The organism is Sodalinema sp. (assembly GCF_046483825.1).
Classification (GTDB): Bacteria; Cyanobacteriota; Cyanobacteriia; order Cyanobacteriales; family Geitlerinemataceae; genus Sodalinema.
Genome location: NZ_JAWOCL010000018.1, coordinates 1 through 11,905 on the forward strand (window position 1 = coordinate 1; position 11,905 = coordinate 11,905).

Annotated in this window: 13 protein-coding genes; 6 read left to right on the plus strand and 7 right to left on the minus strand. The window is 53.7% G+C overall.

Annotated elements, in window-relative coordinates:
• The 3 genes from rpoB to rpsT all read right to left on the minus strand — a co-directional run.
• The coding region (gene rpoB / locus R6U67_RS01195) for a DNA-directed RNA polymerase subunit beta (protein ID WP_410250845.1) at positions 1-2,965 on the minus strand (2,965 nt) is incomplete at its 3' end.
• Positions 2,966-3,270: 305 nt separating this feature from the next.
• On the minus strand, positions 3,271-4,053 hold the full coding sequence (locus R6U67_RS01200) for a TatD family hydrolase (RefSeq protein WP_410250846.1): 783 nt from the start codon (positions 4,051-4,053) through the stop codon (positions 3,271-3,273).
• Between the two features lie 32 nt (positions 4,054-4,085).
• A complete protein-coding gene (rpsT, locus tag R6U67_RS01205; RefSeq protein WP_410250847.1) occupies positions 4,086-4,382 on the minus strand; it encodes a 30S ribosomal protein S20 in 297 nt (98 codons plus the stop codon).
• A 243-nt stretch (positions 4,383-4,625) separates the two neighbouring features.
• On the opposite strand from rpsT, the gene hisD reads away from it, so the two are divergent.
• The 4 genes from hisD to rpsU all read left to right on the plus strand — a co-directional run bounded on the left by hisD (position 4,626) and on the right by rpsU (position 7,708).
• On the plus strand, positions 4,626-5,954 hold the full coding sequence (hisD, locus tag R6U67_RS01210; RefSeq protein WP_410250848.1) for a histidinol dehydrogenase: 1,329 nt from the start codon (positions 4,626-4,628) through the stop codon (positions 5,952-5,954).
• Between the two features lie 118 nt (positions 5,955-6,072).
• Entirely contained in the window at positions 6,073-6,750 is a 678-nt protein-coding gene (locus R6U67_RS01215; RefSeq protein ID WP_410250849.1) for a tetratricopeptide repeat protein, read from the plus strand.
• Between the two features lie 221 nt (positions 6,751-6,971).
• Positions 6,972-7,241 (plus strand): RNA recognition motif domain-containing protein, encoded by a 270-nt coding sequence (locus R6U67_RS01220; RefSeq protein ID WP_068790408.1) that lies wholly within the window; start codon positions 6,972-6,974, stop codon positions 7,239-7,241.
• 266 nt (positions 7,242-7,507) lie between these two features.
• On the plus strand, positions 7,508-7,708 hold the full coding sequence (gene rpsU, locus R6U67_RS01225; RefSeq protein WP_074162914.1) for a 30S ribosomal protein S21: 201 nt from the start codon (positions 7,508-7,510) through the stop codon (positions 7,706-7,708).
• A gap of 57 nt (positions 7,709-7,765) precedes the next feature.
• On the opposite strand, the gene R6U67_RS01230 is transcribed toward rpsU, so the two are convergent.
• Both R6U67_RS01230 and hpsP read right to left on the minus strand, forming a co-directional pair.
• The gene (locus tag R6U67_RS01230) at positions 7,766-8,101 is read right to left on the minus strand and encodes a hypothetical protein (protein ID WP_410250850.1); all 336 of its coding nucleotides are present in this window, start codon (positions 8,099-8,101) and stop codon (positions 7,766-7,768) included.
• Positions 8,102-8,152: 51 nt separating this feature from the next.
• Complete coding sequence (gene hpsP, locus R6U67_RS01235; protein WP_410250851.1) at positions 8,153-9,322, minus strand: hormogonium polysaccharide biosynthesis glycosyltransferase HpsP; 1,170 nt, start codon at positions 9,320-9,322, stop codon at positions 8,153-8,155.
• Between the two features lie 156 nt (positions 9,323-9,478).
• Here hpsP and R6U67_RS01240 point away from each other — a divergent pair, with 156 nt between their 5' ends.
• Both R6U67_RS01240 and R6U67_RS01245 read left to right on the plus strand, forming a co-directional pair.
• Positions 9,479-10,588, plus strand: coding sequence for a metallophosphoesterase family protein (locus R6U67_RS01240; RefSeq protein ID WP_410250852.1), 1,110 nt, complete (start codon positions 9,479-9,481; stop codon positions 10,586-10,588).
• Between the two features lie 37 nt (positions 10,589-10,625).
• On the plus strand, positions 10,626-11,480 hold the full coding sequence (locus R6U67_RS01245) for a polysaccharide deacetylase family protein (protein WP_410250853.1): 855 nt from the start codon (positions 10,626-10,628) through the stop codon (positions 11,478-11,480).
• Here R6U67_RS01245 and R6U67_RS01250 read toward each other — a convergent pair.
• The gene (locus tag R6U67_RS01250) at positions 11,477-11,653 is read right to left on the minus strand and encodes a hypothetical protein (protein WP_410250854.1); all 177 of its coding nucleotides are present in this window, start codon (positions 11,651-11,653) and stop codon (positions 11,477-11,479) included. The two genes, R6U67_RS01245 and R6U67_RS01250, sit on opposite strands and share 4 nt — an antisense overlap.
• 45 nt (positions 11,654-11,698) lie before the next feature.
• Positions 11,699-11,905 (minus strand): hypothetical protein (locus tag R6U67_RS01255; protein WP_410250855.1); only part of this gene is annotated, 207 nt, incomplete at its 5' end.

Consider the following 11,905-nt stretch of genomic DNA (forward strand, 5'->3'; position numbering starts at 1 on the left):
CTTTCCCACCCAAGGGCTGCTGCGTCACCAAGGAGTACGGTCCAGTGGAACGGGCGTGAATCTTGTCATCGACCAAGTGAACCAGTTTGAGCATATAAGCTTTCCCCACGGTCACGGGCTGGTCAAAGGGTTCACCGCTACGGCCGTCATAGACTTGAATTTTCCCGGCATTTTGGGGGTTATAGACCCAATCCTTGCCGGTTTTCTCCCGCGCCTGTTGCAGCTTGCGGTTGACGGTTTGCCGCGATTGGTCGGTTCCGTGCATTTCGTCGAAGGGAACCATCTTGAAGCGGGCGTTGAGGTTATCTCCAGCCCAGGCCAACATACATTCAAAGATTTGTCCCACGTTCATCCGCGAGGGAACCCCCAGGGGACTCAAGACGATGTCTAGGGGCGTCCCATCGGGGAGATAGGGCATATCTTCCTGGGGCAGAATCCGGGAAATAATCCCTTTGTTACCGTGGCGACCAGCCATTTTGTCCCCGACTTGGATTTTCCGTTTCAGGGCTACATAGACGCGCACCACCATGTTGGCGCCGGGGGGCAGTTCGTCGCCCTGTTCCCGAGTAAAGACCCGCACATCGACGACACGACCTTTTTCACCGTTGGGAACCCGCAGGGAGTTATCCCGCCCATCCCGCGCTTTTTCGCCGAAAATAGCCCGCAGCAGTTTTTCTTCGGGGGGTTGGTCGGATTCGCCTTTGGGGGTCACTTTCCCGACCAGGATTTCCCCAGATTCGACCCAAGCCCCAATGCGGATAATGCCGCTTTCGTCAAGGTGTCGTAATGAATCTTCACCAACGTTGGGAATTTCGCGGGTGATTTCTTCGGGTCCCAGTTTGGTTTGCCGGGCTTCGATTTCGTATTTCTCGATGTGGATACTGGTGTAGACATCATCGATAACCAGGCGCTCACTGATGAGGATGGAGTCCTCATAGTTGTAGCCTTCCCAGGGCATATAGGCCACGAGGATGTTTTGTCCCAGGGCCAGTTCTCCCCCTTCGGTGGCGCTTCCATCAGCCAGGACTTGTCCGGCTTCGACTTCGTCCCCTTCAAAGACGATGGGGCGTTGGTTGAGACAAGTATCTTGGTTGGAGCGTTGGTATTTTTGCAGTTCGTACTCGATGATTTGCGGTAAGCCGTTGCTGTCGCTTTCTTCGACGGTGGGACGCACCAAAATGCGCTCGGAGTCCACATAGGTGACGACACCGGGGGTACGGCTAACGATAACCATCCCCGAGTCACGGGCGGCTTGGGCTTCGAGTCCGGTTCCCACTAGGGGCCGTTCCGGGCGCAGTAGGGGAACCGCTTGACGCTGCATGTTCGACCCCATTAAGGCGCGGTTGGCGTCGTCATGCTCAATGAAGGGAATCAAGGAGGTGGCGACGGAGATAATTTGCACCGGGGAGACGGCCACAAAGTCCACTTGGTCCGGGGTGGTGGTGGTGAAGTCCTGACGGTAACGCACAGGAACCTGATCCCCTTGAATATAGCCTTCAGGGTTGATGGGGATATCTCCCGGAGCGACGCGCAGGTCGTCTTCCTCGTCGGCGGTCATGTAGATGGGGGCGTTCTCCCGCATGACGCGGCCGTTTTCGACGCGGTAGTAGGGGGTTTCGATGAAGCCGTAGTTACTGACGCGGGCGTGGGTGGCGAGGGAGCCGATGAGTCCGGCGTTGGGACCTTCGGGGGTCTCGATGGGACAGATGCGTCCGTAGTGGGAGGGGTGAATGTCGCGCACGGCGAATCCGGCCCGCTCCCGTGTCAGTCCACCGGGACCGAGGGCGGAAATACGGCGTTTGTGGGTCAGCTCCGCGAGGGGGTTGGTCTGATCCATAAACTGGGAGAGTTGGCTAGAGCCGAAGAACTCTTTGATGGCCGCCACGAGGGGTTTGGGGTTGACGAGGGAGGCGGGGGTGAGGGTGTCGGCGTCGGAGACGGTCATGCGCTCTTTGATAATCCGTTCGAGACGGTTGAGGCCGACGCGGACTTGGTTTTGCAGCAGTTCGCCGACGGAACGCACGCGACGATTCCCCAGGTGGTCGATGTCGTCGATTTGCCCCATGTCAAATTCGAGGTTGATGAGGTAGTCGACGGCGGCGAGGATGTCGTCGGAGGTGAGGACGCGGGTGCTGTCGGGGACGTTGAGACGCAGTTTTTTGTTGAGTTTGTAGCGCCCGACGCGCCCGAGGTCGTAGCGTTTGGGGTCGAAGAAGCGGGACTCTAGGAGCGAGAGGCCACCGGAGACGGTGGGGGGTTCGCCGGGTCGCAGTTTGCGGTAGAGTTCCATGAGGGCGTCTTCTTCGCTGAATTGCCCTTCTTTTTCGATGGTTTTTTCGAAGAAGTCGTAGTGGCGGATGCGATCGCTAATCTCGGCGTCGGAGAGTCCTAGGGCTTTGAGCAGGACTTGAGCCGAGAGTTTGCGGGTTTTGTCGATGCGGACCCAAACGAGGCCGTTGCGGTCGGTTTCAAATTTCAGCCAAGCGCCTCGGTTGGGAATGAGGGAGGCGTTGTAGGTACGGCGACCGTTTTTGTCGACGTCGGATTTGTAGTAGACGCCGGGCGATCGCACGATTTGGTTGACGATAACCCGCTCGGCACCGTTAATGATGAAGGTTCCCCGTTCGGTCATCAGGGGCAAGTCGCCGATGAAGACTTCTTGTTCTTTGATTTCCCCGGTTTCTTTGTTAATCAGCCGGGTGGGGACGTACATCTGGACGGCGTAGCTGCTGTCGCGGCGTTTGGACTCATCTACACTATATTTGGGTTCTTTAAGTTTGTAGTTACGACCGATAAAGTGAAGTTCTAGCTTTCCGGTATAGTCGGTAATGGGGGAGAAACTGTTGAGTTCTTCGATGAGTCCTTCTTCGAGGAACCAGCGAAAGCTCGATCGCTGGATGGCGACGAGGTCAGGCAGGTGAAAGACGGGGGCGGTGCTGGTGGTGGTCGTTTGTAAGTTAGTCATTCGTCTTCTTTGTCGGACTGTTGGGATGCGCTAAAGAAGTGGATACTTGACCGAGGTTTACCGGGCTAGGCGCAGGGCTACACGGCAAATCGAGGTTTCAAGAACTGAAACCTCGGTCAATGTTAAAGACAGGCTTGTGGGCATCGCCTGAGTGAGCGGGTTGTGGGTCGGTCGGGGGTGGGATTCCGACGGACGCTCGTTGGGATGATGGACGATTCGGGTAAAGTCCAGATCTTGGCATTCGTTTCGGAGTCTGCGGTTGCGCGGGCGGGGGATGGTACGATCGCACTCGGGAGGCTTGGGGTCTAAACGGGGCTTAGACCAAAGCAGGCGATCGCATTGTGCCGGGTTTGCTCGGCGAGGTCATCGAAGGACACGCCGCGCAGTTGGGCCAGGGTTTCGGCAACGTAGCGCACGAAGGCGGGTTCGTTGCGTTTGCCCCGTTTGGGGACGGGGGCGAGAAAGGGACAGTCGGTTTCAATTAAAAGGCGATCATCGGGAACGAGCTGGGCGGATGCTTGCAAGGTTTGGGCATTCTTAAAGGTGACGATACCACTAAAACTAATATAAAACCCCAAATCCAGAAACGCTTGGGTTTCTGCGGGGGTTCCGGCCCAGCAATGCATGACCCCTCGGGGTTGACCGCCGCGATCCCGAAATTCCTGTAACTGCTCCACGAGAGCGCCTGCGGCGTCCCGACAATGGATAATCACAGGGAGATCGAGAGCTTCAGCGATGTCAAGTTGTCCCCGCAGGGCTGCATATTGCTCGGGGCGGTTGTCGGCTTTGAAGAAATCTAGCCCCGTTTCGCCGATCGCCACCACCCGCGTCTCAGCTTGAGCCAGACGGGTAATCTCTTGGCCAAGTTCGTCGGTCCAGTCCTGAGCGTCGAGGGGATGTAACCCCACGGCTAGGGACATTTCCGGCACTTGGGCGGCGATGGCCTGGGTGCGAGAAAATTCCCGAGGATGGACGCATGAATGAACCAAGTGGCTCACTCCGGCGGCTCGCCAGCGATCGCGAACTTGCTCGAAGTCCGCCTCGAAACGGTCAAAGTTGACGTGAACGTGGGTGTCAATAAGCGTCATGCGATCGGCTCAATGGTCGTCGGCCGCGCGAATTAGGCGGCGGCGGTGTCTTGTTGCTTCAGGGCTTTAGCCAGACGCGCTTTCTTGCGGGCGCCGGTGTTGCTGTGCAGTACGCCTCGTTTGACGGCTTTGTCAATTTTGCTATAGGCCAGGTTCATATGCTGTTGAACCTCCTCTAGGGCCTCGGGACTTGGGTTACTTTGGTAGGCCTCGACGGCTGTAAAGTACTTCTTCATCAGCGTGCGGATGGCTGACTTATGAGATTTATTGCGTAAGCGGTTGCGCTCGTTGACTTGAATGCGTTTGATTGCAGACTTAATGTTTGCCACCGATTAACTCCCCTATGTAGATCAATTCTGTTTACGTTTACTTTGGCTGTTCTTACCAGACATACTAATATAGCATCTCATTTGTGAGAAGTCGCGCTTTCTGAAAAAATCCGCGCTAAGCTGATAGGGTAATCAGTCTAAGTTGGGTTGCTCCCTCTGGCTCCGAGGCGGGCGATCGCATCCAGGATATCCTGGCGACTTCACTTTGGGGCAGACACGCGCGGAGGCATTCTGTAACATCCCATGCTGCGAATCATCACTCAGCGATCTGAAGCCGAGTCCGAGTTACGGCGAATCATGAACCGCACCCAGTCTGACGGGGTGCTAGAACAAGAAGCGAGCGTGCGAAGGATTGTCGACACGGTTCGCCAACAGGGAGATGCGGCTCTACTACGCTACACCCAAGAGTTTGACGGCCAATCTCTAACCCGTGGACAGTTGCGAGTCACGGGTTCTGAACTCGATGCGGCGTATCAACAAATTCCCAAACGGCTCTTGGATGCGATTCAACTGGCCGTGAAACAGGTTGAAGCCTTCCATCGTCAGCGGGTTCCCAAAAGTTGGGTTGATTTTGCTAAGGATGGTGTTGTCCTGGGGAAACGCTACACGCCGGTTGATCGCGCGGGACTTTATGTTCCTGGGGGTCGCGGTGCTTATCCCAGTACGGCGATTATGAATGCGGTTCCGGCCAAAGTGGCAGGGGTTGAAGGAATTGTTATGGTCACGCCGCCAGGGGATGATTTACGGATTGACCCGGCGGTGTTGGTGGCGGCCCAGGAAGCGGGAGTGCAAGAGATTTATCGGGTTGGGGGTGCGCAGGCGATCGCGGCTTTGGCCTATGGAACCAATACGATCGCTCCGGTGGATGTGATCACCGGCCCCGGAAATATCTATGTCACCCTGGCCAAGAAAATGGTCTTTGGAACCGTGGGGATTGATTCGTTAGCCGGACCGTCGGAAGTGTTGGTGATTGCTGATCGTCAGGCCGATCCGAGTCACGTCGCGGCGGACTTACTGGCTCAAGCCGAACATGATCCGATGGCGGCGGCGATTCTGCTGACGCCGGATTCGGCTCTGGCCCGTCAGGTGGTGGCTGAGGTGGAGGCTCAGTTGAGCGACCATCCGCGACGTTTGTGGACTGAGAAGGCGATCGCCCATTATGGATTGGTGGTGGTGGTGGATTCCCTGGCCGAAGCTGCTAACCTCTCGAATCAGTTTGCCCCAGAACACCTGGAACTCGAAATCGCCGATCCCTGGGAGTTGGTGCCACAGATTCGTCATGCGGGGGCGATTTTCCTGGGCTATTCGACCCCAGAAGCCGTCGGCGATTACTTGGCCGGCCCCAACCATACTCTACCCACCTCCGGCGCCGCTCGTTACGCCTCAGCCCTGGGTACGGAAACCTTTATGAAGCATTCGAGTCTGATTGAATACTCTCCGTCAGCCTTGCAAAATATGAGTCAGGCCATTCAAACCCTCGCTGACGCGGAAGGCTTACATTCTCACCGGGAGTCGGTTCGTTTACGAACTCAGTTTAAGAGCCAGGCTCCCCCAGATTCACCGGACTCGTAAGCTCACCGGGTCTGGTTTTGGCTGTATTTTTCGTCAGACCAACTAGGACGTTACATTGAGCTAAAACAACTACAATAAAAAGACTTTAGGATTTTCAGTCGTTTATTGTCAAGTGTCTATGATGCGCGATCTCTCCGGGCTGCTTCAACTTCCACTGCTGACTCTGGCCACTCTGGCGGGACAGCTCGCGCTAACCCCAGCCTTGGCTGAGGGACATGAGGAGCTGACCACCTACGAGTATTACGTCAATCGCTGTCAGAAGGGGAGCGATCGCGAGGCGGTGGTAGCCTGTGAGAAGGCGTTGGCCCTGCGGCCCGATGATGTCAGCACTTGGACGAATTTGGGGGTGCGCCTGGGGAATTTGGGGGACTATGAGGCGGCGCTGGCGGCCCATAATCGGGCGCTGAGACTGCGTCCAAGGTACGCTCTGGCCTTGCTCAATCGTTGTGCCGATCAGATTGCTTTAGGGCGCTGGATTGAGGCGGTTTCGTCCTGTGAGAGCGCATTGGAGGGAGATGGGCGCTGGGGGGAGTTGAGTGCGGCGATCGCTTGGTATAATTTGGGCCTGGCTCAACAGGGTCTCGATCGCTACGGTGAGTCTCGTGAGGCTCTCATGCAGGCGATCGCCTTAGATCCCGAACAGGCCGCCGCCTGGAATCGTCTGGGCTATGCCTGGGAGCGCTTGGGGGACTATGATGAGGCCCTAGAGGCCTATCGTCGCGCCGTGGAACTGGCCCCGACGCGATCGAGCTATCGCGAGGATCTCAACCTAGTACAACGGCGTTTGCAGTTTTAAGGGGATCTGCCCATCCTCCGCGAGAGTCTAAGCGGAAATTCTAAAGGAAAGCAAAAAAAATCCCCAGCCCCGATAAACCATGTTATGGTGGTTAGAGAGATAGAAGAATTATCGGTCATAGTGTTTGTTTTTGGTATTAACTGGTTTTCTCCCGTTTAGTCTGAGCAAGCTTCACTCCGAAATCTCCATCTCTGCACGCTGTTTGATTTTGGAGACCCTCGATGTCCGTTTACGTTGGAAATCTTTCTTATGAAGTCACCTCTGAGGATTTAAGTGACGTTTTCTCAGAATATGGGACGATTAAACGGATTCACGTCCCGACGGACCGTGAAACCGGTCGCATGCGGGGATTTGCATTTGTAGAAATGGAACAGGAATCCGAAGAAGCCGCCGCAATTGAAGCCCTAGATGGGGCAGAATGGATGGATCGCGTTATTCGGGTTAACCCTGCTAAACCCCGTACCGACAAACCTCGGTACAACCGCCGTTAGGTTAATTCTAAGTCTTGAACGGTTAGCATCGGCGTCCTTGATGGCACGGTATGCTGACACATTGTATAATTGCACTGAGTAGTTACACGGCGAATCACATCATCGATGTCTAGCCGTCAAGCAAAGGCTTCCGTCATTGAACTCATCGTTTTAGGAGATATTCTCATAACCCGAGGGAGTTGAATGGCGAGCCTTCGTAAGAGGAACGGGAAAGTTTCCGAGCCTCTTTTTTTTCAAACTGTGAACTGTGAGTAGAAGGGAAGTGAATGACTCAAATTATCTTGGGTGATAGTGAACCCATCGAATCCGCATTACGTCGCTTCCGGCGCAAAGTCTCCCGCGCGGGACTCTTTTCGGATATGAAAAAGAATCGGTGTTTTGAGACTCCAGCGGAGAAACATAAACGCAAGGAGATTGCTCGTCACCGTGAGCGTCGGCGTTTCCGTAATCGTCGGAAATCCTATTAAGATGACTAGGGGGGTAGACGAACGTTTACTCCCCTTTTTTTTGCGGAGGTTTAGGGGTTAAGACTGGGGTCGTTTGAAATAGCAGGCGGTGGTAGAACGCTCACTGCGACGACTGTCTGGCGCGTAGAGACAGGTAACCATCTCAAAGCCGAGATCTCCCAAATCTTTAATTTGTTGGGTGAAGTTTTCATAGTTGGGGTCGTCTTCTTGGGTGGCGGAGACGGAACGATAGTCCCAACGAATGGCTTCTCTGGAGCGGTTAGGAGGGTTGTCTGGGGGCGAAAATTGCGCCGAGACGGGACCTAGGGAAAGAAATAGGCCGAAGAGACTCAGACAGATAACATTGACGACAACAAGCCAAGACCAACGTTTACGATTTATTTGGCGATTCATGAAAATTGTCCCACAACGATTGTAATGGTTCTGCTGACCCTAGATGATGCGTTAGATGATGCGTTGGTAATGTTCGATCGCCTGCTGTGCGATCGCCTGCCAACTATAATACTGAGTAGCATAAGTGCGAGCATTGTTCCCGCGTCGCTGACAGTCATCGAGATTGGCTAACGCATCGAGGAGGCGATCGCGAACCGACTCGACCGAACAATCGGCCACCCAGCCAGACTCCGACGACGCCACCGCCTCACAAATCTGGACGCGATCGGAAATTAACACCGGTGTACCCACTCCCATCGCTTCAGCCACGGCGATGCCAAAATTCTCATAATAGGACGGTAGCACAAACAAATCGGCGCGGTGCAAGAGGGCGGCTTTCGTCTCACCACTGACAAAGCCGGTGATGCGAGTTTGTCCGTGAATCGGGGAGTTGCGGAGGCGATCGCCAATCCTCTGTTCATAGGCGGGATCTTGGGGATTACTCCCGGCTAAGACAAACTGAAACTCGATTCCCTTGGCGGCGATCGCCTCCAACGCCGGAATCAGCAAATCTAGGCCTTTTTTCGGTTCCACCCGCGACATAAACAGAACTAAGGGACGAGTTGCGTCAACTCCCAACGCCTGAACAATCTCTTGTATCCGAGGTGGGGAGTCTGGCGGCGTTACCCCTAGAGGAATCACCCAATCTTGAGTTTTGACCCCGAAGCGGTGAGAAATTTTGGCTTCTTCGGCGGTGGTGAAGTGCATGGCGGCGGCTTGGGCCAGGTTTTCCCGTTCTAAAACCCTGGCGTAGAGGTCTTTCAGGCGGGATTTTTTGCGTAAATCCGCCGGATCGAGGGTTCCCAGGGGTCGCAACACATAGGGAACTCCCCGTTGACGACAAATCCAAGCCGAGAGGCTACTGACCGGGGAAAAGAGTGCGTGAATATGGACCAAATCATAGTCCCTGGCGTGGTTCCACAGCCATTGAAACAGGGGAAGGGAGAATTTATAACGCCGGAAGGGAGAACAGCGACAATAGCGAATGTGGTAGCCATCTTGGGGAATGGCTTGATTGAGGGGAACATCGAGGGGATCTTGTCCTGAGTCGCCGTTGGAGTCGGTGGTGAGGAGGGTTAGGTCAACTCCTTGTTCGGCTAAGGCTTGGGAGAAGCCTAAAATCATTTGACTCGGACCGCCATAGACGAGGGAGACGGAGGGGACAATTTGCAAAACTTTCATGGCGATCGCCGTCTTGGGGATAGAGAGATGTCCTGTTCTAGGATAGTGGAAACTCTCCCCAACTGGGAAAATGGGTCAGTTCGCCCGAGTCGCTACTATGGGAAGATGTGGATGCGATCGAACCTGTACATCTGCTGCTTCTCATTCTCGTTAGCTATGGACGCCTTTAGATTTGCGATCGTCAGTGATTTACATATTGCCCTTCCCCATACCATTTGGGATAGTCCCCAGCGGTTTCATTTGGTGGAAGTCTCGATTCCGGTGTTGGAGACGATTTTGGATCGCCTCAGCGGACTTGACTTAGAGTTTTTGCTAATTCCGGGAGATTTGACGCAACATGGGGAACCGGAGAATCACCACTGGTTAGCCAAACGCCTGGCGGAACTCCCCTATCCGGTGTATGTGATTCCCGGAAATCATGATATCCCGGTGGCGGTGGCCAATGACCATTCGATTGGGATGGCGGACTTTGCGGGGTATTATCCTCATTGTGGTTATGGCCAGCCTCACGGGTTAGATTACACCGTTGAGTTACGTCCGGGGTTACATCTGATTGGCTTAAACTCCAATCACTTCAACGCCGAAGGAAAGCAGGTGGGGAGGGTGTTGGAGTCGCAGTTAGACTGGTTGGATGACCAATTGCAGCAGCTTCGGGGGGAGGAGGTGTGGCTGATGGTGCATCATAATGTGATTGAACATCTTCCAGGCCAGTCTGAGAATGGTTTGGGACGACGCTATATGTTGGACAATGCACCGCAGTTACGGAGGTTGTTGCGATCGCATGGGGTGCAATTAGTGTTTACGGGCCATCTTCATGTCCAGGATATCGCCCAAGCGGGAGATCTCTATGACATTACCACGGGATCTACGGTGTCTTATCCTCATCCTTATCGGGTTTTGGAGTATCGGCGGGATACTCAGGGACAGACTTGGTTGCAAATTGAGTCGGGGAGAGTTGATGGGGTGCAGGATTGGGAAAATCTCGGTCAACTCTCTCGCGACTGGATGGGCGATCGGGCCTATCCCTTTATGCTACGCTTACTGACCGATGCTCCTCTCTATCTCTCCCGAGAGTCCGCCGAGCCTCTCATCCCCAGTTTGCGCTATTTTTGGGCTAACATCGCCGATGGGGATGCTCAGTTTGAATTTTCCCATTTCCCCGTCCAACCGCGCCAGTTTTTTGAGTCGTTCTCCGCCATTCATCCAGAGGGACATTTGGCGTTAATTGACAATCATATCGCCCTCAAATTGACCTCTTCGCTCTAATCTGCTTGTCCTTGTCCCGGTTTCTCTTATTCCGCTGATGGTCTCTAACGCCAAACTCCGACGCTGGGCGATCGCCTTTATTTTTGGACTCTCCCTAGTCATTGTTGCGGGAGAAATTCTGGTTGAAAAAATTGCTATTTTTGGCTTTCACGACATCATTGATATTGACAATCCTCAAAAACAACTGCCCCGACGACCCGAATTTAGCGCCGATTATAGTATCGATAAATTTGAAGACTTTTTGCGGCAGTTGGTAGAGCGTCATTATTGGTTTTTGTCGTCAAATGACCTCTATAATTACTATTATAAACAACCCGCCGCTCCGCTTCCCGAAATTTATAAATATCGCCCCAAGGTCATGATTACCATTGATGACGGCTATCGAGACGCTCATCTCAATGTTTTGCCACTTTTGGAGCGACTTTATCGAGAAACTGGCGAGAAAATCACGGTAGTTTGGTTTGTCAACTCCTCGTTTATGGGGGTTCCTGGGACTTATTTAGATCACGCTAGTTGTGAGGAGTTGCGGGAAGGAGTGATTCGGGGCTATTATGATATTCAATCTCATGGGGCGAATCATGATAATCTGACGTTAATTTCGGAAGAAGATGTTGAGAAAGAGGTGGGGCGATCGCAGCAGGAACTGAGAGACTGTTTAGCTGATTTAGAGGGAGATGAAAGCATCGCAAATCATATTTCTTATCCCTTTGGGGCTATCAATAAAAACGCCTTGGAGATTGTTGAAACTTATCATGAATCGGGCTATCTTTATAATACCCGAAGTTTGCGGCTCACTCCTTTTAGAAATCCCTATTTTATCCCCCGTCAAACGGTGAATCGAAACACCTCAGTCGGTCGGCTTCTCCGCTTAGCCGCAGGCTGGTGGTTTTAGCTCGATGCTTCCCTGTTTAGGCGAGGCTTTTGGGATAAGTCCACCACGTTTTGACCGCTTGCTGCTTGCTGCTTTTGTAAGTCTGCAAAAAGTGCTTTCAAGTCATGATTAAATGAGCGTGAATACTCTTCGCGAATTTTGTGAATTTCTTCGACAATTGCATCTTGATACATGATCAATCTCCAAGAAGTTCATAAGGTGTGCAAAGAACTGGCAATTTAGACTCGCCAACGCCAACGCAGTTGCTTCAATCCCCAAACCACTCCCACCACGAGTATCGTCATCAAGATGGCCCGCAGGGTTCCCCGCAGGGGGGAGGCGGTGACGGCGTTTTCCTCGATTTCCTCGTGACTTGGCTCTGGCCAAGTCATGCCCTTGGGGAGGCTCTGCCTCCCGAATACAGGCGGCAGAGCCGCCCAGAGTCC

What these genes read in the sequence shown, in the direction of transcription:
- rpsU (WP_074162914.1), top strand. Translation starts at nt 7,508, where the DNA reads ATGACTCAAATTATCTTGGGTGATAGTGAACCCATCGAATCCGCATTA.
- hisD (WP_410250848.1), top strand. Translation starts at nt 4,626, where the DNA reads ATGCTGCGAATCATCACTCAGCGATCTGAAGCCGAGTCCGAGTTACGG.
- hpsP (WP_410250851.1), bottom strand. Translation starts at nt 9,322, where the DNA reads ATGAAAGTTTTGCAAATTGTCCCCTCCGTCTCCCTCGTCTATGGCGGT.
- R6U67_RS01230 (WP_410250850.1), bottom strand. Translation starts at nt 8,101, where the DNA reads ATGAATCGCCAAATAAATCGTAAACGTTGGTCTTGGCTTGTTGTCGTC.
- R6U67_RS01250 (WP_410250854.1), bottom strand. Translation starts at nt 11,653, where the DNA reads ATGTATCAAGATGCAATTGTCGAAGAAATTCACAAAATTCGCGAAGAG.
- R6U67_RS01240 (WP_410250852.1), top strand. Translation starts at nt 9,479, where the DNA reads ATGGACGCCTTTAGATTTGCGATCGTCAGTGATTTACATATTGCCCTT.
- R6U67_RS01215 (WP_410250849.1), top strand. Translation starts at nt 6,073, where the DNA reads ATGATGCGCGATCTCTCCGGGCTGCTTCAACTTCCACTGCTGACTCTG.
- R6U67_RS01245 (WP_410250853.1), top strand. Translation starts at nt 10,626, where the DNA reads ATGGTCTCTAACGCCAAACTCCGACGCTGGGCGATCGCCTTTATTTTT.
- R6U67_RS01200 (WP_410250846.1), bottom strand. Translation starts at nt 4,053, where the DNA reads ATGACGCTTATTGACACCCACGTTCACGTCAACTTTGACCGTTTCGAG.
- R6U67_RS01220 (WP_068790408.1), top strand. Translation starts at nt 6,972, where the DNA reads ATGTCCGTTTACGTTGGAAATCTTTCTTATGAAGTCACCTCTGAGGAT.